Genomic DNA, 24,920 nt, shown 5'->3' on the forward strand with positions numbered 1-24,920 from the left:
GAGAAGAGCCGTCCGACGAGAACCCTAAGCCGCCTCCGTGAGCGCTTTTGTTCGGCGAGGTCGGTGTTTGTCTGCTGGCCTCAATCGGTTCACCAGGGCGTCGCATTGCTTTCTTAACGTTTTTCAACCTTCCTCCCAGGCCCTTGGCAATTCCATGCCGTTTTCCCACCTTTCAGAGCAGGAGCACCATGACGAGGGTTCGCAGCAGATGGTCACGTTCCCGGCCCGGGGGACCGGCGTCCGCGGAACCCGGCCTGCCCGGCGCCGAGGTCACTCCGACGGAGCTGGAGGACTGCCTGCGCGCGTGTGCCGTCCACAGCGGCAAGGTCGTCGGCAGCCTTGACCCCCGCCGCACGGCGCTGGCCGAACAGCTGCGTCAACTGCTCGCCCTGTGGGCCGGACAGCAGCAGTCCGCGCCGGCGGCGTCCACGGCGGGCGGCCTGCTGCGGCGCGGCACCAAGGCGGTCGGCGGCGGCATCGGCAACGACCTGCTCGACGCCCTCCTCGCGGTCGCCAACAAGGCACTGGCCTGCGGCTACGACGACGAGCTGAACCTGGCGCTGCTCGTCAGCGACACCGTCCTGACCCAGCGCAAGAACTCCCGCGCCGGCTGGCGGCTGCGCGGCCGGCTGCTCGAGGCCATGGGTCTGCCGGTCGCGGCGGTCGAGGCCTACGAGCGCTACCTGGCCCTGACGGAGGAGGACGGGTTCGGCACCTCGGCCCGGATCGCGGGCATCCGCACCGCGCAGGACCGGCGCGCGGAGCTGCTCGCCCTGCTGGAGCGCGACGTCCCGGCCGCCGCCGGCTTCGCCGAGCGGCCCCCGACCGACGTGTGGGCCGCTGGACTTCAGGCGCACGCCGACGGCGACTGGGACGGCGCACAGGCCCGCCTGGTGGGCGCCCTGCTCGGCATGGACCGCACCGGATCCCCGGAGCAGGACTTCCTGGAAGCGCTCAGCCAGTACCTCGACCTGGTCACCCGCATCCACGTGCGGCCCACGGCCGAACTGACCGAGGCCATCGGCCTCTTCGCCGAGCAGCGCCGCAACCGCCTGCGCGGACCGGTGGAAGACCCGCTCTTCGGCGGACTGGAGTGGATCACCCTTGGCGAGTTCCGCAACCAGATCGCCGGCAAGTCCGTCTGCCTGATCGCCAACTCCGGCAAGGTCGGCCAGAGTTCCCTGGGCTCCGAGATCGACGCCTACGACCTCGTCGTGCGCTTCAACTCGTACCGGATCGATCCCGTCCACACCGGTCGGCGCACGGACATCCACGTCACCATCCACAAGCACGGCTTCAACTGGGACCAGCCCGTGACCACCCGCCTGGTCTTCGGCGGGAACTCCAGCGACTGGAAGTACTCCCTGCGCCACCGGCTGGTGCCGGGCGCCCAGCGGTATCTCGGTGACGAGTCGCTGCGCTGGCCCGCGCGCAACATCGGGAACCTCGACACGGACGTGTTCCCCGGGATCCCCACCAGCGGCTTCAACATGCTCTGGCTGCTCGACTTCCTCGACGTCAGCCCCACCCTGGACCTGATCGGCTTCGACTTCTACGAGAGCGGCGCGTACCGCGTCGACGCCGCGATGAAGCTGCCCATCACGTCCGTCCACGAATACACCACTGAGAAGGCGTGGGTCATGGAACGGGCCCAGAGCGTCTCCGGCATGAGGATCTCCCTGCGATGACCGCGACCCCCATCTCCGCCTCCGGCCCCGTCGTCACCGCGGCCGGGACCCCGGCACCGGCCTTCGCCGAGGGCTCCGCCCGCGCGCTGACCGGCAAGCGCCGCATCGCCTTCGCCAGCTTCGTGGACGAGAACTACCTGCCCGGGTTCCTCGCCCTGCTGCGCTCGCTCGCGCTGTCCAACCCGGACGTGTGCGAGGACTTCGTCGTCCTCCACGACGACCTGCGCCCCTCCTCCATAGCCCGGATACGCGCCCTGCACCCGCGGATCGTGCTGCGCCGCGTCGACGCCGACCACTACGACTCGTACGTCAAGGGCGACCAGGACAACTACCTGGTGCGCAAGGCGTACTTCATCCTCGACGTCTTCCGCATCCGCGACTACGACACCGTGATCACCCTCGACACGGACATGGTGGTCCTCGGCTCGCTGGGCGAACTGCTCACGCTGCGCGAGGGGTTCGCGGCCGTGCCGCAGTTCTTCTACGGGGAGTCCAAGCTCAACAGCGGCCTGCTGGTGATCCAGAAGGAGCAGCTGAGCGACGAGTTCTGCGCGCGGATCGACGAGATCGGCCGCGCCGGCACCTACGAGCTCGACAAGCACGACCAGGGCATCCTGAACGCCCTGCTCGACGGCGACTTCGTCCGCCTCGACCCGAAGTACAACTTCGTCAAGCGCCGCCTGTCCGGCGACCTCCCGGTGCCCGAGGACACGGCCGTCCTGCACTTCACCGGCCGGCACAAGCCGTGGCAGGGCGGCGAGGCGGGCTACGAGCAGGCGCAGGAGCGCTGGCGCGAGTTCGACCTGGACGACGCCGAGCTGCACGCCGCCTTCCTCGCCCTCCCCGAGCCCCTGCACCGCGACCTGCTCGTGCACTACGGCACACCGCACGTGGAGCGCACCGGCGACGTCGACACCGCCCGCCGGGTCGCCCTCGCGCACATCGGCGCGGGCGACTACCAGTCCGCCGTCGACATCATGGAGCGGGTGCACATCCCGATCGACGAGGCCTGGCCGCACGAGGTCTACGGGCACGCCCTGATGAGCGTCTCCCGGTACGACGAGGCCAGGGCCCAGCTGCTGCTCGCCACCTCCGCGCCCAACCGCGCCGCCACCGCCTTCGCCCGGCTCGCCCAGATCGCCTGGGTGCACGGCGACGACACCACCGCCCAGCGGTACGCCCTGGCCGGGGTCGGCGTCGACCCCACCCACCGGGCCGCCCGGCTCTGGCAGCGCCGTACCCTCGGCGGCGTGCCCACCCAGCAGCAGGGCAGCCCCGAGGACCAGCTGGCGCACGTCGCCTTCTACATGGACCGCCAGGGCAACGCGGGCGACAAGCTCCTCCCGGAGAGCGTCCGCCTCGCCTTCGGGCCCGACACCACCTCCCGCCGCTGGCACCCGGTGCATGCCCACCGGCTGTTCGACGAGGCGGCCCTGGAGCGGGTCAACGCCCGCCGCGGCCTGGTCATCGGCGGCGGCGGACTGTTCATCCCGGACACCATGCCCAACGGCAACAGCGCCTGGCAGTGGAACGTCCCCGACGCCCTGCTGAACCGCATCGACGTGCCCATCGCCGTCTACGCCGTCGGGTTCAACGCCTTCGACGGCCAGTCCTACCGCGCCGAGCGGTTCCGCACCTCGCTGCGCCTCCTCGTGGAGCGGGCCGCCTTCTTCGGGCTGCGCAACCACGGCTCGATCGAGAAGGTGCGGGCCATGCTCCCGTCCCACCTGCACGACAAGGTGCGCTTCCAGCCCTGCCCCACCACGGTCACCCGCCAGCTGGTCGCCGACTGGCAGGACCCGGCCGGGCGGGACGACACCATCCTGATCAACGCCGCCTACGACCGGGCCGGGCTGCGCTTCGGTCACGACTACGCCTACTTCCTGGGGCAGATGGCCGAGGCGGTCAAGGGCCTGCGCGGGCTGGCCGAGGTCAAATGCGTGGCGCACTCGCTGGACGACGAGAAGATCGTCTTCGATCTGCGCCGCGAGTACGGCATCTCGATGCCCGTCATCCCGATGTACGACTTCGAGAACGACGCGATCCGCGAGCTGTACGCCCGCACCAAGCTGGTGATCGGCATGCGCGGGCACGCCGGCATGATCCCGTTCGGCTGCGGCACTCCGGTCATCAGCCTGATCTCGCACCCGAAGATGGCGTACTTCCTGAACGACATCGAACGGCCCGAGTGGGGCGTGTCGGTGCACGACCGCCACCTCGGCGCACGCCTCGTGGAACGCGCCCGGGACCTGCTCGCCGACCACGACGCGACCGTCGCCGACGTGCACGGCCGGCAGCAGGAGCTGTGGAAGGTCACCGAGGCGAACGCCGCGGACCTGCGCGTCCTCCTGGGCGGCTGATCCGTGCCGACCGCACCGGCCGAGGGGGACGGCGGCACGGACGCCGTCCCCGGGCCCTCCGAGGGCGAACGCCGGTCACCGCTGTGGTGGCCGGCGTTCGCCCTGCCCGCCGTGGCGGCCGTGGTGTACACCGTGGCCACCCGGCGGCTCACCGGCGACATCCACTACGTCCTCGGCGCGCTGCGCACCGGCGGGGAGGCCGGCTACTCGCCTTCCGAGGTGTTCACGCACCGGCCGTTCTTCTACCGGTGGTTCATCGCCGGCCTCGACCGGATCGCCTTCGGCGGCACGGGCCTGCGCGAGACGCTGCTGGAGGCGGCCGGAGCGCTGCTCGCGGCCGCGGCCGCCGCAGCCCTGTACGCGGCGCTGCTGCGCCGGGTCACCGGGCGGGAGGCGGCCCTCACGGCGGGCGCCACCGGCCTGGCCCTGGCACTGGCCCCCCGCACCGACTTCCTCCAGCCGGAGTGGGCCGCGGTGGTACTGACCGTGTTCGGCGTCGCCGCGGCGATCGGCCCGGCCCGGCCGTGGCCCGCGGCCCTGCTCGCGGGCCTGCCACTGGGGCTCGCGGTGATGATGAAGTACTCCACCGCCGCCACGGCCGCCATCGGGGTGCTGCTCGTCTACGCCTTCGACCGGGGGCGGGCCGTGCGGCTCGCCCTGGTCGCCGTGCCCACCGCGGCGGTCCTGTTCGGGCTGAGCGTGCTCGCCGGGTCCCACGAGTGGCAGTGGACGCGGGACATGCCGCAGATCAACCAGTCGGCCCTGAGCCGCACCGGGATCCACCCGTCGTTCGTGCTCACCCGCTCCGTGGACTACCTGGCCGACCGGGCCGTGCTCAGTCCCGTACTACTGCTCCTGCCCGGAGCGCTGCTGCTGGTCCTGGGCCGGGTGCGCGGGCGGCTGCGGCGTGCCGAACTGCTGGCGGTCGCCGCGGCCACCGGCCTCGGCGCCCTGGCCGTCGTGGTCGTGCAGGGCAACTGGTTCCTGTACCACGCGGCTGAACTGCCCGTGCTCGCCGCCGCCCTGTGGGGCCTTGCCGTGGGAGGCGCGCGCCGCACACCGCCCCGGCTGTTCTGCGCCGTGTCACTGGGCTACGGGGCGCTGCCCGTGCTGTACGCCCGGGCCCCCGAGGGGGTGCAGCGGCCCGCGGTCGTCTGGGCGGCCGGTGCCCTCGCACTGCTCGCGGCCCTCGTGGACGCGCTGCTGGAGGCCCGAGGTCCCCGAAGAACCCAGGGAATCCGTCCGGCGTACGGGGTGTGGCACGCCTCGGCGGCCCTGGCCGCGGTGGTGTGCCTGGCCGCGAGCATCTGGCCCGGTTCCCCGCACCTGGCGATGAACGGGAAGGTCACGGTGACCAGCGCCGCCTATCTGCGCGGGATGCGGCACATCGAGGACGAGGCCGACCGGGTGCGGGCCGCGCTGCCGGCCGGTGCCCCGGTGCTCTACCTCGCCTTCGGCGACACGACGTACTACGTCGGCCACCCGGCCCGGTGCCGCTATCCGATCGCCACGTTCCTCCAGCGGAGCCGCTTCCTCCCGGATGTCGCCGGGCTGGCGTCGTTCCGGGAGAACGCCGACTGCGTCGATCGCGATCCGGCCCCGTACGCGGTGCTGGAGCGGGGCTGGTTCCGGCCCGGCAAGGTCGACCCGGACCTCGCGCGGCGCATCGCCGCCGTGTACGACTGCCCGCCCGTGAGCGCCGGGGGCAATCTGGTCCTGTGCGTCCGCAGGAGCGGCGTGCGATAGGGCCTCCGAGCGGCCCCGGCAGGACGGACGCGCCGCCGGGGCCCCGCGAGCCGCCGCCCGCCCGCTCAGCGCAGCCCTAGGGAGGCGGTGACCTCGCGGGCCAGGGCCACGGAGTAGCTCTGCCCCCGGTCCTGCGGGTAGATCTGCGCCATCGTCACCAGCTTGACCCGGCTCATCGGCGTGTCGTGGCCGGGGATCAGCGAGCGGTACTCCGGGGTCACCACCGGCTGGGCGAACCCGGCCTTCGAGAAGTGCCAGTCCTGGATCCAGGACTCGTCGAACTCCGGGTTGATCCGCCGCAGATACGGCAGGAAGGACGTCAGCAGCTCCGCCGGCTCGGTGGTGAACCGCCGGTCGTCGCGCTCCACGTAGTTGCCCACGTAGAGGATGTGCCGGCCGCCGTACACGGACGGGTCGATCATGCGGGTGTGCTCGACCACCGCGAGGAACGGGAAGCCGGGCTCGTTGATGTTGAGCCAGTAGTACGGGATCACGCTGCGGTCCAGCTCCAGCACGAAGCAGGTCGCGCCCAGGTACTGGTTCTTCCACACGGCGTCGTCGGCCGGCAGCCCCGCCGCCCTGGCGAAGGCGGGCTGCGGGGTCGTGACGATCAGCTGGTCGAACTCGTAGCGGGAGCCGTCGGCGCAGCGCACCACGGCGGGCGCGTCCGTGCCGTCCTGCCGGATCGACTCGACCGCCTTGCCGAACTCCACCTTGCCGCCGCGCTCCTCGACCCCGTCCCGCAGCGCCGCGTAGACCCGCTCGAACCCGCCGTCCACATAGCCGAGTTCGAAGGTCCGGCAGTGGATGCGGGCCCACAGCCAGGCCATCGACACCTGCTCCGCCCGGTCGCCGAACTTGCCGCGCAGCAACGGCTCCCAGATCGCCTCGGTCGCCCTGCGCCCCGCCCGCCGGCGCAGCCAGGCCAGGGCGGTGCGGTCGTTGTACCGCTCACCGCGCCGGACCGCCTTCAACAGGGCGGACGAGCCGGCGAAGCGCACGGCGTCCAGCGGGGAGAACTCCGGGAAGCGCAGCATGTCGAACGGGGTGGTGAAGTCGATCAGCCGGCCCCCGCGGAAGATGCCCGTAGTGGGCTTGTGGAAGCGCAGCGCGTCTCCGAGCCCCAGCTCCTCGATCAGGGCGATCATGGTGCGGTCGCTGCGGAAGATGTGGTGGTAGTAGCGCTCCAGCGGAACGCCGCCCACCTCCAACGACGCTGCCAGACCGCCCAGTTCGCGGGCCGCCTCCAGGACGGTGACCTGGTGGCCGGCGCGTACGGTGTCCCAGGCGGCGGTCAGGCCGGTGGCACCCGCGCCGATGATGCCGAGGTTCATGCGAAGCTCCACTTTCTGTTGAGCACGAACTGGAGCGCCAGGACCAGGGGCAGCGAGCCCGCCTTGACGAGGTCGGCGCCGATACCCAGCGCGTCGGTGAAGACGAGGAAGAGCAGGTTCGTCAGGACGATCCCGGCCAGCCCGACGGCGTAGAAGCGCAGGAAGCGCACCACGATCCGGTCGCGCCGGTCGAAGGTGAACAGCGCGTTGAGGACGAAGTTGTTGGCGATGCCCAGGGTGGTGCTGAGCACGTTGGCGAACTGCTCGTCCATTCCCGCGGTGTTGTGCAGGAGCAGGAAGGCCACGAGGTCGAGTACGACGCCACTGCCGCCGATCAGGGTGTAGCTCAGCAGCTGGCGCAGGGTGCGGGACCGGCCCGGGGCCGGTTCTCCGGGCGCCCGGTCGGGGGACGCCTCGGGCGCGGCCGAGGTCTCAGACGCCACCGGGACCGTCCCGCTCGTCCGCGCGGGAGCCGATCACCTCGCGCACCAGGTACAGCGGGCGTGCCTGCACCTCGCCGTAGATGCGCCCTATGTAGCTGCCCAGCACTCCCAGGAACAGCATCTGGGTGCCGCCCAGGAAGAGCACCACCACCATCAGCATCGTCCAGCCGGAGACGGTGATGTCGGGCCGGAAGAACTTCATCGCCAGCGCGTAGCCGATGCCGGCCAGCGACAGCAGCAGCACCAGGAAGCCCAGCCGGGTGATCATCCGCAGCGGCACCGTGGAGAAGCTGGTCACCCCGTCGATCGCCAGCCGGGCCATCTTGCGCAGCGGGTACTTGGTCTCGCCCGCGAAACGCTCGTCGCGGTCGAACGCCACCTCGGTCTGGCGGAAGCCCATCGAGGCCACGATGCCGCGCACGAAGCGGCTGCGCTCGCGGTACCGGCGCAGCTCGTCGGCGACCCGCCGGTCCAGCAGCCGGAAGTCCCCGGTGTCCAGGGGGATGTCCACCTCGGCGCAGGACCGCAGGACGCGGTAGTACAGATGGGCCGTGGCCCGCTTGAACGCGGTGTCCTGCCGGCTGCGGCGGCGGGCGTGCACGATCTCGGCGCCCTCGCGCCAGGCGTCGACCAGCTCCAGGCTGATCCGCGGCGGGTCCTGGAGGTCGGTGTCCATCACGATCACCGCGTCGCCGCCGGCGATGTCGAGGCCGGCGGTGATGGCGATCTGGTGCCCGAAGTTGCGGGCGAAGTCGACCACCCGGACGTGTCCGTCGTCCGCCGCCAGCTCCCTGAGGAGGGCGAGCGAGCCGTCCGAGGAACCGTCGTTGACGTAGACCAGCTCGTAGTCGAGTTCCGGGCGTTCGGCGAGGGCGGCCGTGAGCGCGGTGTGGAAGGCAGCGATGCCGTCCTGCTCGTTGTAGACCGGCAGGACGTACGAGATCAGCGGCCGCCGGCCCGGCCGCGGCTCGGGCCGCGCGGGCCGGACGGGAGCCGCGGCACGCGCCGGCGGGCGGATGTCCTGCTGGGTCATCCTCTGCCCACCGGGCCGAACTCCGGGGAATTCACGCATGATTGACGCATTGGGAGAAGCTATGGAAGCCGCGTGAACCGCAGCCGAACGGTCCACGTCCAGTAGCCGTCATCCCGTTTTCCCTTCGGATGCGTCTTTTTGGGGCTTCCCGCCCCGAGCTGCCTCCTCAGAGCTTCTTCTTCAAGGCGCGCGCCCGTCGTACGACCCGGCGCGCCGTGGCGCTGCGGGGGAGGAACGCCAGCCGCTCCGGGATGCCGCCCGGCAGGCCCAGCGAGGTGAGCCGGCGGCGCTTGAAGTAGCGCTGGGTGCGCGGTCCGAAGTGCTGGGAGAGGAAGCGTTCCGCCGCCGGGCGCAGACCCGGGTGGATCTGCGGCTGCATGGTGAAGCCGACGGCGGTGACCAGCCCGGTCAGCATGTCGGCGGCGACGGCGGCCTCCTGGCCGTCCTCCTGACCCGCCTCCAGGTCCGGCAGCAGCGCGTCGGCCAGGACGACGGGCACGCGGTTGCTGTTCTGGTAGGGCGTCAGGCGCTCGAGGATCAGACCGGTCCCGACCCGGGCGACCGGCAGGCCCTGGAACGCGGAGGCGGTGAACAGCGCGGTCGAGAAGCATCCGACCACCAGCGCGGGCCGGGTCTTCTCGAACAGCGCCTCGGCGAGGACGGGCAGGTCCAGGACGGTGAGGTCCGCGCCGAGCCGTTCCGCCTCGGCCTCCAGCGCCCGGCTGTAGCGGGCCGGAGCGGTCGGGTGGGGCTTGAAGACGACCGAGCGGTGCCCGCGGGCGACCGCGCCCCGCAACATCCGCACGTGCAGCTCTTCCTCCTCCTCGGCGGAGAGGATGTCCAGAGCGGACAGGTACTGGCCGAGCAGGACGGCGGCACGCTCGGGCAGCGGCGGAAGCTGCGGCACGGCGTCGCCGATCCGGCTCAGCACCTTCATGAACGCATCGGTCGGCAGGGCCTGCGCGGGCACGTCGAACTCGGTCAGCAGCAGCGGGGTCAGACCGGGGACCAGGTCCAGGTGGAGCAGCCGCCGCACCCGTGTGCCGACCAGCGGGTCGATCTTGTTGCGCGTGGGGCCGTAGCTCATCAGCCCGTCGGCGTAGACGTCGATGGGCGCCTCGGCGAACGACTGGGCGATGGCCAGGGCCGGGTTGACCTGGAGGGACTCCATCACCAGGGCCACACGGTCGTCGCCCAGGCCCCACAGCAGCCGCAGATAGCGCTCGAACAGCGGGAAGTCGTCGGGGCGCGGGGACCAGGCCCCGGGGTGGAAGGGGCGGATCGCCTCGTTCCAGGACAGCACGCCGTCGAAGTGGTCGCGCAGCGGTGCGAAGCCCGGCATCTCGTCGACGGCCGGGGTGATCTCCGGCGTCGCCGCGTTGTTGCACACCAGCAGCAGCCGGCGGTCCGCCTCGGGGAAGCAGTCGGACTCGATCGCGGCGGCCAGGGTGGCGGCGCCGTACAGCGTCGAGGCGCAGAAGATCTGAGTGGTGCGGGGCATCAGGAGGCCGCCTTCGCTGCGGGAACCCGGCGGCGCAGTCGACGCAGCCTGGAGGAACGGTTCAGGTCCATGGTGTCGAGGACGTCGGTGAGCAGCTCCTGCGGCAGCCGCTTGATCGCCGCCGCGCTCATGGTCCGCAGCTGCCTGGCCACCGGCGGCTCGAACTTGTCGATCTCCGACAGATGGTGGGCGATGATCGCGCAGTAGGTGCGCACCGCCTTCGGCAGCAGCCGGTCGGCCTCCGGGTCGGCCGCGGTCTCCTCGATCACCTGGTCGAAGGCGCGGATGAAGTCGAGTTGGCGCACATCGCCGATCTGCGTGAGGGAACCGGCCACACCGCGCCGGTAGAAGACGCCCAGCAGACCCACCACGGCGAACGACTCCGCCTCCCGGTGCAGCCGCCAGATCCACGGCCGGTCCTCGGCCGTGCGCAGACCGTCGGTGAAGTGCAGCAGCCCCCGGTCGACCAGCCGGCGGTGGTAGACACCCGCCCAGGCGTAGGGGTAGTCGACGGAGGTGGTGCGGTCGGCGGGCAGGATCGCCTGCCGCGGGTCCATCACCTCGCCCCGCCGGCCGTGCGGGACACGCTGGATCGTGCGCGCCCGCGCGGTGCACTGCACATGGTCGGTGCGGACGAAGTCGCAGCCCAGCTCCTCGATCGCGGCGAGCAGCCGCGGGTAGTAGCCGGGGGCCAGCCAGTCGTCGCCGTCCAGGAAGGTCAGATACTCGCCGCGCGCCGTGTCGATCCCGGTGTTGCGCGCGGTCGCAAGGCCACCGTTCTTCTCATGTCTGACGTACACCGCCCCCGGCAGCTCGCGCTCCGCGCGCGCGAGAATGTCCGGGGTCTCGTCGCGCGAGCAGTCGTCGACGAGAATGAATTCGAAGTCCTCGCGGGCGTTCGCGCGCAGGCTCTTCAAGGTGTCGGACGCGTATTGCCGGACGTTGTAGAACGGCACGATGACGGAGAGCTTGACCACGTAGGTGACGTTAGGGCGCGGCCCCGCCCTCCGTCTTTACCCCCAGCTTGAGCTTGGGTGAACGACGTGTGGCGGCGCTGTGAACCCGCCCTTATTCCGGGCCGCCGGCGGCCTGATTCGCCATTCGGCGATGTGCTGTTAACCGTTTGTTGCGTTCGGGTTGGGCGGGACCTAGAAATGCCTTCCTACGGTCTTCGACGTGCCAGCCAGTGTGAAGAAGTCCCGCCGAGTCGCCGTTCTCGCGGATTCCGACACCCGGTGGAAATGGGGTGCCCTCACGGCGAACCGCTTGGTTTCCGCCGGTGTTTCCCCCGACTCGGGTGAACCGGACATCCGGCTCGACGGCTACCTGCTGCGGGGCCGTGCCACCCCCACCCCCCGCCAGCTCGAGGAGGTCGGCGTCCGTGCGGACCGTCTGAGCGAGGTCACCGCCGCCGAGTTCCTGCGCGAGATGGCGCAGGAACCGTACGACGTCCTCGTGCTCGCCCTCGTCGGCGGCGGCGTCCAGGCCATGCTGCACGGACTGGCCCACGCCTGGCAGGGCCGCACCGAGCGTCCCGTGGTCGTCACCGGCTACGTCGGCGTCGTCTACGAGAAGCTCACCGACGGTCTGCTGCTGCGGCACGGCGCTGACCTCGTCCTCGCCAACTCCCGTCAGGACGCGGACCGTTTCCGGGCCGTGTACGAGGGAGTGGGCGCCGACGCCTCGTCGGTGACCGAGGTGGCGCTGCCGTTCCTCGGCGGCGCCGTGCACACCTCGGACCGGGCGGAGGACGACCCCTACACGGTCGTCTTCGCCGCGCAGCCCTCCGTGCCGCAGGGCCGCGGCGACCGCGCCTACCTGCTGGACCGGCTGATCCGGCACGCGCGCCGGCACCCCGGGCGCGAGGTGCTGCTCAAGCTCCGCTCCAAACCGGGCGAGCACACCACGCACATCGAGGAACTGCCGTACCAGAAGCTGGCCCAGCGCAAGGACCTGCCGGCCAACTTCCGCCTGGTGTACGGGAACATGGGCGAGGTCCTGGACCGCACCGACCTGCTGGTCACGGTGAGTTCCACGGCCGCCCTGGAGTCCCTGCACCGGCGCATCCCCACCGTCGTCCTGACCGACCTCGGGGTGCGGGAGGCGCTCGGCAACCACCACTTCGTGGGCTCCGGCTGCCTGGCCTCCTGGGACCAGCTCGACAACGGCCACGAGCCGGAACCGGACCCGTGGTGGGTGGCCCGCCAGGGCGTCGCCACCGGAGGCTCGTACGAGGCCGCCTTCGACAGGGCCCGCCTGCGCGTCGACGACCTGCTCGCCGCCGGGGAACTCCCGCCGCTGAAGCCCTACTACACCCCCGTCACGGCCCCCGGCTATCTGCCCGGCGTCCTCGCCCGCCACCACCTCGCCCCCGACGGCAGCCCGCTGCCGGGCGCGCCCGCCGCCGACCGGTCGCCCGGCCCCGTACGCCGGATCTTCCGCCATGCCGCCCGCGGCGCCTACCGCCACGGTGTGCAGCGCGTGGCGCCCGTGATCCGGCGGATGGGGGAGCTGTGAGCGACCGCGTCCCACACCAAGGAGTGCAGCCCATGACCGACGCCCACCCGGACGCGGGATCCGGCGCCCCGGCGCGCCGCGTGCTCGCGGTGATACCCGCGCGCGGCGGCTCCAAGGGCGTACCCGCGAAGAACCTCGCCCCCGTCGGCGGTGTCCCGCTGGTCGCCCGTGCCGTGCGCGAGTGCCGGGCGGCCCGGCTGGTGACCGACGTGGTGGTCTCCACCGACGACCAGGCCATCGCGGCCGCCGCCCGCCAGGCCGGCGCCGAGGTGGTGCTGCGGCCGGCCGTCATCGCCGGTGACACCGCCACCTCCGAGGCCGCAGTGCTGCACGCCATGGACGCGCACGAGGCACTGCACGGTGCGGGGGTGGACGTGGTGCTGCTCGTGCAGTGCACCAGCCCGTTCCTGCGGAGCGAGGACGTCGACGGGGTCGCGGGCGCGGTCGTCGAGGACGGCGCCGACACCGCGGTGACCGTGGCGCCCTTCCACGGGTTCGTGTGGCGGGACGCCGCGGACGACCCGGTGACCGCCGGCGCGCCGTCGGACGCGGCCGCCGCCGAGTCCCCGGCCACCGAGGGCGGTTACGGCGTCAACCACGACAAGTCCTTCCGCCCGCGCCGCCAGGACCGCCCCCAGGACCTGCTGGAGACCGGCGCCGCCTACGCCATGTCGGCGCCCGGGTTCCGTACGCACCAGCACCGCTTCTTCGGTCGTACGGAGCTCGTCCGCACCGACCCGGCGCGGGTGCTGGAGATCGACGACCCGCACGACCTGGCGCGGGCGCGCGCGCTGGCACCGCTGTTCGACGCCAACCGGCCGGGGGCCCTGCCCACCGCCGCCGACGTGGACGCGGTCGTACTCGACTTCGACGGCACCCAGACCGACGACAGGGTGCTGATCGACTCCGACGGACGGGAGTTCGTCTCCGTGCACCGCGGGGACGGCCTCGGTATCGCGGCGCTGCGCGACAGCGGCCTGACGATGCTGATCCTGTCCACGGAACAGAACCCGGTCGTCGCCGCCCGCGCCCGGAAGCTCAGGCTTCCGGTGCTGCACGGCATCGACCGCAAGGACCTCGCGCTGAAGCAGTGGTGCGAGGAGCAGGGCATCGCGCCCGAGCGCGTGCTCTACGTCGGCAACGACGTCAACGACCTCCCGTGCTTCTCCCTCGTGGGATGGCCCGTGGCGGTCGCGAGCGCCCACGACGTCGTACGCGGCGCCGCACGCGCGGTCACCACCGTCCCCGGCGGCGACGGCGCGATCCGAGAGATCGCCAGCTGGATCCTCGGCCCCTCTCTCGATTCCCTCACCAAGTAAGGACGATTCCTGCCATGAGCACCAACTCCCGCATCCGCACCTTCGGTTCGCGCGAGGCCGGTCCCGGCCGCCCGGTCTACGTCACCGGTGAGATCGGCATCAACCACAACGGCGACATCGAGAACGCCTTCAAGCTGATCGACGCGGCCGCCGAGGCCGGCTGCGACGCCGTGAAGTTCCAGAAGCGCACGCCCGAGATCTGCACCCCGCGCGACCAGTGGGACATCGAGCGCGACACCCCCTGGGGCCGGATGACCTACATCGACTACCGCCACCGCGTGGAGTTCGGTGAGGACGAGTACCGCCGGATCGACGAGTACTGCCGCGAGAAGGGCATCGCCTGGTTCGCCTCCCCGTGGGACACCGAGGCCGTCGCCTTCCTGGAGAAGTTCGACGTGCCGGCCCACAAGGTGGCCTCCGCCTCCCTGACGGACGACGAGCTGCTGCGCGCCCTGCGCGCGACGGGCCGCACGATCATCCTCTCCACCGGCATGTCCACGCCCAAGCAGATACGCCACGCGGTGGAGGTGCTGGGCTCGGACAACATCCTGCTGTGCCACGCCACGTCGACGTACCCGGCGAAGGCCGAGGAGCTGAACCTGCGCGTGATCAACACTCTGGAGAAGGAGTACCCGAACGTCCCGATCGGCTACTCCGGCCACGAGACGGGCCTCCAGACCACGCTGGCCGCGGTCGCCCTGGGCGCCGTCTTCGTCGAGCGCCACATCACCCTGGACCGCGCCATGTGGGGCTCCGACCAGGCCGCCTCCGTGGAGCCGCAGGGCCTGCAGCGCCTCGTCCGCGACATCCGCACGATCGAGGCCTCCCTCGGCGACGGCGTCAAGAAGGTCTACGACTCCGAGCTCGGCCCGATGAAGAAGCTGCGCCGCGTCACCGGCGTCGTCGCCGAGGCGGAGATCGCCGAGGCGGCGGGCGAGCCGGTCGCGGTGTGAGCCCCAGCCCCTTAACACGGACGGTCCCGCGCCGATGAGCCCCCACACCCTCGCCTTCGTCGAGAGCCCGGTACAACTGCTGAACGTGCTGGAATGGGCTCACGCCCGCGGCCACACCACCGACCGCGCCCCCGATCCGGGCGGGACCGCTCCCGGCGCCCGCCCGGAGTCCGGGATCACCCTCGTCGTGCTGTCGCCGACCGATCCGATGAGCCGCGGTCAGCTGCGGCGGATGGCCCAGCTGGCCCGCGACGAGGGCCACGAGGTGCGGTGGGAGGAGGCGCGGGGCGGCGCCGGGGCGCCGCTGCGGACCATCGGCGGCCTGGCCGGGCCGCTCCGGCGGGTCGAGCGGGTCGTGATGGGGGACCCGTTCTCGCGGTATGTGCAGCTGCTGCTGACGATCACCAAGGCGCGGGACCTCGTGGTCGTGGACGACGGCACGGCGACGATGGAGTTCGTCGGCCAGCTCGCCCGCGGGGAGCGGCTGGTGCGCTGGCACCGCAAGGGCGGCCGTCGCGGCCCGCGGGAGCTCGTCCTCGGCCCGGTGTCGGCCGTCGCCCGGCGCCGGCTCACCCCTCGCGGGGAGCGCCGGGTGGAGGTGTTCTCGTCCATGCCGATCGACGAGACGCCGCGGGGTGTGACCGTCACCGCGAACCGCTTCGCCTGGACCCGGGACCGCTTCGGCCCGCCCAGTGTCACCACGAGCGCCGACCTGGTCGGCACATCACTGGTGGAGACGGGCGTCGTCGACGCCGACCGGTACGTGGACGCCGTACGGGCACTGGCCCGGACGCACGGGGCGACCCGCTACTTCGCCCACCGGCGCGAGAGCGCCGAGAAGCTGCACCGGCTGGCCGTGGAGACGGGCCTGCAGATCGTCCGCCCCGAACTGCCCTTGGAGCTGATCGCCCGCCGGGGCCCGATCGGCCGCACGATCCTCAGCTTCCCCTCCACCGTCGTCCACACCCTGCCGCTCGCCCTGGCCGGCACCGAGGTGCGCGTCACCGTCTGCGACATCGACCCGAGCTGGCTGACCGCGCACGCCTCCCCGCGGGCCCAGGGCTTCCTGTCCGGGGTGACGGGCACCGCCCGGGACGTGCACCGCCTCGCCCGTACGGCCCAGGCCGGCTGAGCGCCCGCCGGGACTTTCCTGGGCGGTCGCGAGGAGTCCCGGCGGGGTGCGGGAATGGTCCGGATGACGTCCGACAGGTGAACATCTCGGGCGTGGTTCCGGTACGACGTGGTATCCGTTGAGAAAAGAACAAATGGGGCGGGGTGCCAGAGGTGTGACGCAAGCCACGTTTCCGGAGCCCCGTGATCCGCTCGGCCGGCGAAGGCGGGCGAGTTTACCCATCTCAGCCGATACGTATGCGCCGGGCGGCCACTTTTTCTTCCCCTAAGGGGTTGAACTTTTGTTGATCGAGGGTCAGTTGACCACCCCGGCGTCCTACCCTTCAGAGGGTGAAGCAACTGATGTCCCCAGAGTCCGAGGCCGATCTCCCCGCTGATGCCACGGCGGACGCCCTTCCCGGCACGCTGCCGGAGGAGCTGTACGCCGAGCTCGTCGCCTTCCGGCGCGACCTGCACATGCACCCCGAGCTCGGCAACCAGGAGTTCCGTACCACCGCCGCGATCAAGGAGCGGCTGGAGAAGGCCGGGCTGGCGCCGCGGGTGCTCCCGACCGGGACCGGTCTCGTCTGCGACATCGGCGGCGACCCCGGAGGCGGGGGGCCGGCCGTGCTCGCCCTGCGCGCCGACATCGACGCTTTGCCCATCCCCGACACCAAGAGCGAGGTCCCGTACCGCTCCACCGTGCCCGACCGCGCCCACGCCTGTGGACACGACGTGCACACCACCGTTGTCCTCGGCACCGGACTGGTCCTCGCGGACCTGCACCGGCAGGGGCTGCTGCCGCGGCCCGTGCGGCTGATCTTCCAGCCCGCCGAGGAGGTGCTGCCCGGCGGCGCCGCCGAGGTCATCAAGAGCGGCGCGCTGGAGGGAGTGGGCCGGATCGTCGCCGTGCACTGCGACCCCCGGGTCGACGCCGGCCGGATCGGACTGCGTCAGGGACCCATCACCTCCGCCTGCGACCGGCTGGAGGTCTCGCTGGACGGTCCCGGCGGGCACACCGCGCGCCCGCATCTGACGACGGACCTCGTCACCGCCGTCGCCCGGGTCGTCACCGACGTGCCCGCGCTCGTCGGCCGGCGGGTCGACACCCGCGCCGGGCTCGCCGTGACCTGGGGGCGGATCGAGTCCGGGCACGCCCCGAACGTGGTCCCGCAGCACGCCGAACTCGCCGGGACGGTCCGCTGCCTGGACATCAACGCCTGGCGGCAGGCGCCCGACATCGTGGTCGCCGCGATCGACGAGGTCGCCAACCTGCACAAGGCCAAGTCCGAGATCAACTACGTGCGCGGGGTGCCGCCGGTCGTCAACGAACCGGTGGTGACCGAACTGCTGCGCGACGCCATGATCGCCCGGCGCGGGGCCGCCAACGTGGAGGACACCGAGCAGAGCCTCGGCGGCGAGGACTTCTCCTGGTACCTGGAGCACGTGCCCGGCGCGATGGCCCGGCTCGGGGTGCGCACCCCGGGTGAGCGGACCGTGCGCGACCTGCACCAGGGGGACTTCGACGCCGACGAGTCCGCCATCAGGGTGGGCGTGGAGCTGTTCACCGCCGCCGCCCTGCTGCACCCGACGCGCTGATCCCGGCCAGAGGGAGGGGGCGCCCGTCCGACGCCCCCTCCCTCCGGCGTGTCACCCGTCCGCGACCGCCGGGCACGCGAAGGTCGTCCGCTGTCGGCACGGTTCGGTAACGGCCGGGATAAACCCCGTTTCCCTCCGCCTCTACGCGCGTTACTGTGCGCCGGAATCGCCACCAGAGGCGGCACATGGGTAAAACGGGCCGGCGACGGTGCCGTGGGCAAGAAGGGGTGCTTGCTGTGCGTCTGAACTCATCGAGGTCGAGATTCTCCCAAGCCGCGGTGACCGTAGCGGTCATCGCGCTCGCGGCCGCCGGGTGCGGCAAGTCCAGCAGCGATTCGGCCGGCGGCTCCGACAAGGCCGACAGCAGCTCGACCGGCGGCTCCGGCACGTACTCGGGCAAGGGCATCGGTCTGGCGTACGACATCGGCGGCAAGGGCGACCAGTCCTTCAACGACGCCGCCTTCTCCGGTTTCCAGAAGGCCGAGAGCGAGTTCAAGATCGGCGGCCGGGACGTCGAGCCGAACGACAACGAGTCCGACGCGGACAAGGTGCAGCGCCTCGAACAGCTCGCCAAGGCCGGCTACAACCCGATCATCGGGGTCGGCTTCGTGTACGGCCCGGCGGTCAAGGAGGTCGCGCCCAAGTTCCCGAAGACGACCTTCGGCATCATCGACGACGAGACCGCCAAGGCCGACAACGTCGCCGACATGGTCTTCCACGAGGAGCAGGCCTCGTACCTGGCGGGTGTCGCGGCGGCCAAGACCACCAAGAAGAACCACATCGGCTTCATCGGCGGTGTGGACATCCCGCTGATCCACAAGTTCGAGGCGGGTTTTGTCCAGGGTGCCAAGTCGGTCAACCCGAAGATCAAGATCGAGAAGCAGTACCTGACGCAGACCCCGCAGGAGGGCGGTTTCTCCAGCCCCGACAAGGGTGAGAGCGCCACCAACGGTCAGATCGACGCCGGCGTCGACGTCGTCTACCACGCGGCCGGCCTGTCCGGTCAGGGCGTCATCAAGGCCGCCGCCGCGCACAAGGTGTGGGCGATCGGTGTCGACTCCGACCAGTACGCGCAGAGCTCCCTGTCCAAGTACAAGGAATGGATCCTCGGCTCGGCCCTGAAGAACGTCGGCGGCGCGGTCTACGAGCTGACCAAGTCCGTCGTCGACGGCAAGCCGCTGTCCGGTGAGGTGCGCGGCGACCTGAAGTCGGGTGGTGTGGGCTTCGCCGACTCCAACCCGAAGTACCAGGCCATGAAGGACGTCGTCGCCGCCGTCGACAAGGCCAAGCAGGACATCATCGACGGCAAGGTCACCGTCAACACCGAGTGACCGCGCCGCCAGTCCAGAAGCGCTGACGGGAAGGCCCCGGACCATGCCGGTCCGGGGCCTTCCCGCGTCCCGGTGCCGGCGCGCGCCGCGCGTGCCCGTCGCGCCAGGGCGGCCACGGCCCGCCAGGTCACGGGCCGGTGGGCGTCCGGCAGGTGCCCACGCGGGGCCAGATTGGAACCGAAGGATCAAAACGGTCGGATAACACTCTGGCAAGGAGGGGTTTTCCGGCATGTCTACGCGCGTTACGCTGCGGCGGAACCAGCGCCTGGTTTGGGCGCTTGCACGAAGGAGTCTCGTTCCATGCGCCGGGTGTCCCGTATAGCGGTCGCAAGTGTCGCAACCGCAGCCCTCGCCGTCACTGTTTCCGCATGTGGCAGCAGCTCGTCCAGCTCGTCGGCCGGTGGCGGCGACAAGAACCTGGGCCTCGCCCTCGCCTACGACGTCGGCGGCAAGGGCGACCAGTCCTTCAACGACGCAGCCACGGCCGGCATGGACCAGGCCGACAAGGAGTTCGGCTACAAGAGCACGGCCGTCGAGCCGCAGGACGGTGAGTCGGACGCGGACAAGGTACAGCGCCTGGAGACCCTCGCCAAGCAGGGCTACAACCCGGTGATCGGCGTCGGCTTCGCCTACGCGCCGGCTGTCAAGGCGGCCGCCGCCAAGTTCCCGAAGACCACCTTCGGCATCGTCGACGACAACCAGATCACGGCGAGCAACGTCACTGACCTGGTCTTCCACGAGGAGCAGGCCTCCTACCTGGCCGGTGTCGCCGCCGCCAAGACCACCAAGACGAACACCGTCGGCTTCGTCGGCGGCGTGGACGTTCCGCTGATCCACAAGTTCGAGGCGGGCTTCAAGCAGGGCGTCGCGGACACCAAGAAGGGTGTCACGGTCAAGTCGCAGTACCTGACCCAGACGGCCGCGGAGGGCGGTTTCTCCAGCCCGGACAAGGGTGAGAACGCCGCCAACGGCCAGATCGACGCCGGTGCCGACGTCGTCTACGCCGCCGCGGGTCTGTCCGGCCAGGGCGTGATCAAGGCCGCCTCCGAGCACAAGATCTGGGCCATCGGCGTCGACTCGGACCAGTACAAGCAGGACGCGCTGGCCAAGTACAAGGACTCGATCCTCACCTCGGCCATGAAGGACGTGGCCGGTGCGGTCTTCAACCTGGCCAAGTCGGTCAAGGACGGCAAGCCGCAGACCGGTGAGGTGCGCGCCAGCCTGGCCACCGGCGGTGTGAGCCTTTCCGACTCGAACCCCGTCTTCAAGAACAACGCCGACCTCCAGGCCGCGATCAAGAAGGCCGAGGAAGGCATCAAGAGCGGCTCGATCACGGTCAAGGACTCCTGACCGAACGGTCGCGGGCCTGTCATAGGGATGGCCTGAACGACGCTGCGATGGCAGCGTTGCGGCGGCGGAACGGGGTGTGGAAGCGCACAGCGACTCCCACCCCGTTCACGCGGCAGAATGCTCGGAACGGATCGAGGACAAATCAAGGTCGATCAGGTCCGGGCACTATTTAAAGCAGGGGCGCTACGCGCGTAGAGCGGCCCCTTTCCCCAAGGAGAGTCGCCATCGACGCGTCCAGCAGCCCTCCGCTCACCGCCCAGCCGACCATCGCGGTAGAGCTCGCGGGCATCACCAAACGGTTTCCCGGAGTCGTGGCCAACCACGACATCCGCCTGACGGTCCGTAAGGGAACCGTACACGCCCTCGTCGGCGAGAACGGCGCCGGCAAGTCCACCCTGATGAAGATCCTCTACGGCATGCAGAAGCCGGACGAGGGCACCATCGCGGTCGACGGCGAGCAGGTGAGCTTCGGCAGCCCCGCCGACGCCATCGCCCGCGGCATCGGCATGGTCCACCAGCACTTCATGCTGGCCGACAACCTGACCGTGCTCGAGAACGTCGTCCTCGGCAGCGAGAAGCTGTACGGCATCGGCGGCGCCGCCCGCAGGAAGATCAAGGAGATCTCCGACCGCTACGGCCTCGGCATCCGCCCGGACGCCTTGGTCGAGAACCTCGGTGTCGCCGACCGCCAGCGCGTGGAGATCCTCAAGGTCCTCTACCGCGGCGCCCGCACCCTCATCCTCGACGAGCCGACCGCCGTGCTCGTCCCGCAGGAGGTCGACGCGCTCTTCGACAACCTGCGCGACCTGAAGGCCGAGGGCCTGTCCGTCATCTTCATCTCCCACAAGCTGGGCGAGGTCCTGTCGGTCGCGGACGACATCACCGTCATCCGCCGCGGTACCACCGTGGGCACGGCCGTCCCCGCCGAGACCACCTCGCGCCAGCTCGCCGAGATGATGGTCGGCAGCGAACTGCCCACCCCGGAGACCGCCGAGTCCACGGTCACCGACCGCGCCGTCCTCACCGTCGACAAGCTGCGGCTGGAGGCCGAGGGCGGCCGGGCCGTCCTCGACGACATCAGCTTCACCATCCACGCCGGCGAGGTCCTCGGCCTCGCGGGCGTCGAGGGCAACGGCCAGAGCGAGCTGATCGAAGCCCTCATCGGCCTCAAGCAGGCCGACACGGGCACGATCGCCCTCCTCGGCGAGGACGTCACCTCCTGGCCCACCCGCAGGCGCCGGGAGTCCGGCGTCGGCTACATCCCCGAGGACCGCCACCGGCACGGGCTCCTGCTGGAGGCCCCGCTGTGGGAGAACCGCATCCTCGGCCACGTCACCGAGCGCCCCAACGCCAAGGGCTTCTGGCTCGACCCCAAGGGCGCCCAGGAGGACACCCGCCGGATCGTCGAGGAGTACGACGTCCGCACCCCCGGCATCGACGTCACCGCCGCCTCCCTGTCCGGCGGCAACCAGCAGAAGCTGATCGTCGGCCGTGAGATGAGCCACAGCCCCAAGTTCCTCATCGCCGCCCACCCCACCCGCGGTGTGGACGTCGGCGCGCAGGCCGCGATCTGGGACCACATCCGGGACGCCCGCCGCGAGGGCCTGGCCGTGCTGCTGATCTCCGCCGACCTGGACGAGCTGATCGGTCTGTCCGACACCCTGCGGGTGATCTACAACGGCCGGCTGGTCGCCGACGCCGACCCGGCCACCATCACCCCCGAGGAGCTGGGCTCGGCCATGACGGGTGCCGCGACCGGCCACCTGGAACACACCGAAACCACCGCCGGTCCGGAGGACGAGGCCCGATGAAGAAGTTCGACAAGGAGCGGGTGCTCCTCGCGGTGGCCGGCCCGGTCATCGCGCTCGTCGCGGCGATCCTGCTGACCTCGGTCGTGCTGATCGCCTCGGGCAAGAGCCCGATCGAGCCGTACACGCTGATGCTCGAGCAGGCGTCGTTCTCCGACGTCCAGGTGCTGATCATCAACCAGGCGTCGATGTACTACCTGGCGGCGCTCGCGGTGGCGGTCGGATTCCGCATGAACCTGTTCAACATCGGCGTCGACGGCCAGTACCGGCTCGCCGCGATGATGACCGCGGTCGTCGGTGCCCACCTGGCCCTGCCGTCCTTCCTCCAGATACCGACGCTGCTGCTCGTCGGCATGCTCACCGGCGCCTTCTGGGCCGGCATCGCGGGCCTGCTGAAGGTCACCCGGGGCGTGAGCGAGGTCGTCGCCACGATCATGCTCAACGCCATCGCCACCAGCCTCATCGGCTACCTCACCCTGAAGGACGTCTGGGGTGTGCAGGTCGGCAACAACATGACGACCGGCATCATGAAGGAGTCCGGCTGGGTCTCGGGCATCGACCTCGGCTCGGACGTCGGCCAGATCTACGGCCTGGTCTTCCTCGCCGTCGCCATGGGCGTCGTCTACTGGATCGTGCTCAACCGCACCCGCTTCGGCTTCGACCTGCGCGCCACCGGCGAGTCCGCGAGCGCCGCCGCGGCCTCCGGCGTGGACGCCAAGAAGATGGTGCTCACCGCCATGCTGATCTCCGGCGGGGTCGCGGGCCTGTCCGGCCTGCCGCTGCTGCTCGGCGACGCCCACACCTACAGCCTGAGCTTCCCGACCGGCCTCGGCTTCACCGGCATCACCATCGCCCTGCTCGGCCGCAACAACCCGGTCGGCATCGCCTTCGCCGCCCTCCTGATCGCCTTCCTCGACAAGGCCTCTCCCGCCCTCGACTACGCCACCCCCGTGGCGTACGAGAAGGAGATCGCCACGATCATGCAGGGCCTGATCGTCTTCGCGGTCGTCATCTCCTACGAGGCCGTACGCCAGTGGGGCCTGCGCCGCCAGCAGAAGCAGGTCGGCGCCGAGCTGGCCGCGGCCGCCGCCCAGAACAACGTCCAGAAGAAGGAGGTGGCGGCCTGATGTCCACCGCGACCATCGCCAAGCCCCAGGCCAAGCAGCCCGGCAAGGGCAGCCGCCGTGTCTCCCTCCCCGTGCTCCTGCTGATCATCGCGGGCGTGCTGGTACTGACCTCGGTCGTCCGCCTCGTCACCGGGGCGCACGGCATCACCTCGACCGGCCAGATGTCCACCGCGCTGCGCCTGGCCGTCCCGATCGGCCTCGCCGGCCTCGGCGGTCTGTGGGCCGAGCGGTCCGGCGTCGTCAACATCGGCCTCGAGGGCATGATGATCCTCGGCACCTGGTTCGGTGCCTGGGCCGGCTACCAGTGGGGTCCCTGGGTCGGTGTCGTCTTCGGCATCATCGGCGGCGCGCTCGGCGCCGTCCTGCACGCCATCGCCACGGTGACCTTCAACGTCAACCACATCGTCTCCGGTGTGGCGATCAACATCCTCGCCCTCGGCACCACCCGCTACCTGTCGAAGTTCACCTTCGAGGGCGTCCCGCAGGGCTCCTCCAAGCAGTCCCCGCCGATCGACTCGCTCGGCACCTTCGACATCCCGGGACTGTCCAGTTGGCTGGCCACCCTCAACGGCAAGCACTGGTTCCTGGTCTCCGACGTCGCCGGCCTGCTCGGCGGTCTGATCACCAACCTGTCGCCGCTGACCGTCGTCGCGGTCGCCCTCGTACCGCTGTCCTGGTGGGTGCTGTGGCGCACCGCCTTCGGGCTGCGCCTGCGCTCCTGCGGCGAGAACCCGGTGGCCGCCGAGTCGCTCGGCGTCAACGTCTACAAGTACAAGTACATCGCCGTGATCATCTCCGGCGGCTTCGCCGGCCTGGGCGGCGCGTTCCTGTCCATCGTGGCCTCGAACGTCTACCTCGACGGCCAGACCGCCGGCCGCGGCTACATCGGTCTCGCCGCGATGATCTTCGGCAACTGGATGCCGGGCGGCCTCGCCCTCGGCGCCGGCCTGTTCGGCTACACCGACAGCCTGAACCTGCGCGGCGGCACGACCAACGTGCACGCGCTGATCCTGCTGCTTGCGATCCTGCTGGTGTTCGGCGCGGCATACCTGGTGTGGAAGAAGAAGCTGGTGCCCGCCGTCACCACCGCCGTGGTCTCGGCGCTGATGTTCGCCTGGTACCTCGGCACCAACGAGGTGCCCAAGCAGGTCGTGACCGCCACGCCGTACATCGTCACCCTGCTGGTGCTGTCGCTGTCGGCACAGCACCTGCGGATGCCGAAGGCGGACGGTCAGCCGTACCGGAAGGGACAGGGCAAGTGAGCTCGGACGCGACGGTCGACTGGGAAGCGCTGCGGCAGGAGGCGCGCGCGGCGATGACCCGTGCGTACGTCCCCTACTCGAACTACCCGGTCGGTGCCGCCGCCCTGGCCGACGACGGCCGGATCGTCACCGGCTGCAACGTCGAGAACGCCTCCTACGGACTCGGCCTGTGCGCCGAGTGCGGACTGGTCTCGCAGCTCGCGAACACCGGGGGCGGTCGGCTGACGCACTTCACGTGCGTGGACGGCAGGGGCGAGATCCTCATCCCGTGCGGGCGCTGCCGCCAGCTGCTGTACGAGTTCGGCGGGCCGGCCCTGATCCTGGAGACCCCGGCGGGGATCCTGCCGCTGTCCGAGATGCTGCCGCAGGCCTTCGGGCCGGACCACCTCACCAAGTAACACCCGGGCGGCCCTCCTGAACCCCTTGGGGCCGGGCGGGC

The 24,920-nt window shown here is 70.9% G+C and carries 19 protein-coding genes; 14 read left to right on the top strand and 5 right to left on the bottom strand.

All coding sequences use genetic code 11. From position 1 onward, the window contains the following. Positions 1-188: 188 nt before the first annotated feature. The 3 genes from ACWEK3_RS18615 to ACWEK3_RS18625 are packed head-to-tail and all read left to right on the top strand — an operon-like array spanning position 189 to position 5,794. Entirely contained in the window at positions 189-1,688 is a 1,500-nt protein-coding gene (locus ACWEK3_RS18615; RefSeq protein ID WP_453250135.1) for a glycosyltransferase family 29 protein, read from the top strand. After that, the gene (locus ACWEK3_RS18620) at positions 1,685-4,048 is read left to right on the top strand and encodes a glycosyltransferase (RefSeq protein WP_453250136.1); all 2,364 of its coding nucleotides are present in this window, start codon (positions 1,685-1,687) and stop codon (positions 4,046-4,048) included. Before ACWEK3_RS18615 ends, ACWEK3_RS18620 begins: the two co-directional genes overlap by 4 nt. A gap of 3 nt (positions 4,049-4,051) precedes the next feature. Further along, on the top strand, positions 4,052-5,794 hold the full coding sequence (locus ACWEK3_RS18625; RefSeq protein WP_453250137.1) for a hypothetical protein: 1,743 nt from the start codon (positions 4,052-4,054) through the stop codon (positions 5,792-5,794). 65 nt (positions 5,795-5,859) lie between these two features. On the opposite strand, the gene ACWEK3_RS18630 is transcribed toward ACWEK3_RS18625, so the two are convergent. The 5 genes from ACWEK3_RS18630 to ACWEK3_RS18650 form a co-directional block, all read right to left on the bottom strand. Next, positions 5,860-7,128, bottom strand: a complete 1,269-nt coding sequence (locus ACWEK3_RS18630) for an NAD(P)/FAD-dependent oxidoreductase (RefSeq protein ID WP_453250138.1) — start codon at positions 7,126-7,128, stop codon at positions 5,860-5,862. After that, positions 7,125-7,571 carry a GtrA family protein gene (locus ACWEK3_RS18635; RefSeq protein ID WP_376398179.1) on the bottom strand — a complete coding sequence of 149 codons (447 nt, stop codon included), beginning with the start codon at positions 7,569-7,571 and terminating at the stop codon, positions 7,125-7,127. Before ACWEK3_RS18635 ends, ACWEK3_RS18630 begins: the two co-directional genes overlap by 4 nt. After that, positions 7,561-8,604 carry a glycosyltransferase family 2 protein gene (locus ACWEK3_RS18640; RefSeq protein WP_376398182.1) on the bottom strand — a complete coding sequence of 348 codons (1,044 nt, stop codon included), beginning with the start codon at positions 8,602-8,604 and terminating at the stop codon, positions 7,561-7,563. The genes ACWEK3_RS18635 and ACWEK3_RS18640 overlap by 11 nt, the downstream gene beginning before the upstream one ends. A gap of 166 nt (positions 8,605-8,770) precedes the next feature. Then, entirely contained in the window at positions 8,771-10,105 is a 1,335-nt protein-coding gene (locus ACWEK3_RS18645) for an alpha-2,8-polysialyltransferase family protein (protein ID WP_453250139.1), read from the bottom strand. Further along, positions 10,105-11,082: a glycosyltransferase family 2 protein gene (locus ACWEK3_RS18650; RefSeq protein WP_450542940.1), complete on the bottom strand. Its 978-nt coding sequence runs from the start codon at positions 11,080-11,082 to the stop codon at positions 10,105-10,107. The genes ACWEK3_RS18645 and ACWEK3_RS18650 overlap by 1 nt, the downstream gene beginning before the upstream one ends. A gap of 199 nt (positions 11,083-11,281) precedes the next feature. On the opposite strand from ACWEK3_RS18650, the gene ACWEK3_RS18655 reads away from it, so the two are divergent. From ACWEK3_RS18655 to ACWEK3_RS18705, 11 genes are all read left to right on the top strand, one after another. After that, on the top strand, positions 11,282-12,622 hold the full coding sequence (locus ACWEK3_RS18655; RefSeq protein WP_450542942.1) for a DUF6716 putative glycosyltransferase: 1,341 nt from the start codon (positions 11,282-11,284) through the stop codon (positions 12,620-12,622). Positions 12,623-12,654: 32 nt separating this feature from the next. Beyond that, positions 12,655-13,941 (top strand): cytidylyltransferase domain-containing protein, encoded by a 1,287-nt coding sequence (locus ACWEK3_RS18660; protein ID WP_450542943.1) that lies wholly within the window; start codon positions 12,655-12,657, stop codon positions 13,939-13,941. 14 nt (positions 13,942-13,955) lie between these two features. Beyond that, a complete protein-coding gene (locus ACWEK3_RS18665; protein ID WP_453250140.1) occupies positions 13,956-14,894 on the top strand; it encodes an N-acetylneuraminate synthase family protein in 939 nt (312 codons plus the stop codon). 34 nt (positions 14,895-14,928) lie between these two features. Beyond that, complete coding sequence (locus tag ACWEK3_RS18670; RefSeq protein ID WP_450542945.1) at positions 14,929-16,026, top strand: hypothetical protein; 1,098 nt, start codon at positions 14,929-14,931, stop codon at positions 16,024-16,026. Between the two features lie 341 nt (positions 16,027-16,367). Continuing rightward, the gene (locus ACWEK3_RS18675; protein ID WP_390723285.1) at positions 16,368-17,603 is read left to right on the top strand and encodes an amidohydrolase; all 1,236 of its coding nucleotides are present in this window, start codon (positions 16,368-16,370) and stop codon (positions 17,601-17,603) included. A gap of 278 nt (positions 17,604-17,881) precedes the next feature. Continuing rightward, positions 17,882-18,934, top strand: coding sequence for a BMP family lipoprotein (locus ACWEK3_RS18680; protein ID WP_453250141.1), 1,053 nt, complete (start codon positions 17,882-17,884; stop codon positions 18,932-18,934). Between the two features lie 300 nt (positions 18,935-19,234). Beyond that, entirely contained in the window at positions 19,235-20,284 is a 1,050-nt protein-coding gene (locus tag ACWEK3_RS18685; RefSeq protein ID WP_450542949.1) for a BMP family lipoprotein, read from the top strand. 224 nt (positions 20,285-20,508) lie between these two features. Beyond that, positions 20,509-22,095 carry an ABC transporter ATP-binding protein gene (locus ACWEK3_RS18690; protein ID WP_450542966.1) on the top strand — a complete coding sequence of 529 codons (1,587 nt, stop codon included), beginning with the start codon at positions 20,509-20,511 and terminating at the stop codon, positions 22,093-22,095. Then, positions 22,092-23,219: an ABC transporter permease gene (locus tag ACWEK3_RS18695; RefSeq protein WP_361415865.1), complete on the top strand. Its 1,128-nt coding sequence runs from the start codon at positions 22,092-22,094 to the stop codon at positions 23,217-23,219. The genes ACWEK3_RS18690 and ACWEK3_RS18695 overlap by 4 nt, the downstream gene beginning before the upstream one ends. After that, a complete protein-coding gene (locus ACWEK3_RS18700) occupies positions 23,219-24,481 on the top strand; it encodes an ABC transporter permease (protein WP_450542953.1) in 1,263 nt (420 codons plus the stop codon). Before ACWEK3_RS18695 ends, ACWEK3_RS18700 begins: the two co-directional genes overlap by 1 nt. Then, positions 24,478-24,879, top strand: coding sequence for a cytidine deaminase (locus ACWEK3_RS18705; RefSeq protein ID WP_453250142.1), 402 nt, complete (start codon positions 24,478-24,480; stop codon positions 24,877-24,879). Before ACWEK3_RS18700 ends, ACWEK3_RS18705 begins: the two co-directional genes overlap by 4 nt. Positions 24,880-24,920: the final 41 nt, after the last annotated feature.

The organism is Streptomyces sp. NPDC004721 (genome assembly GCF_053601495.1).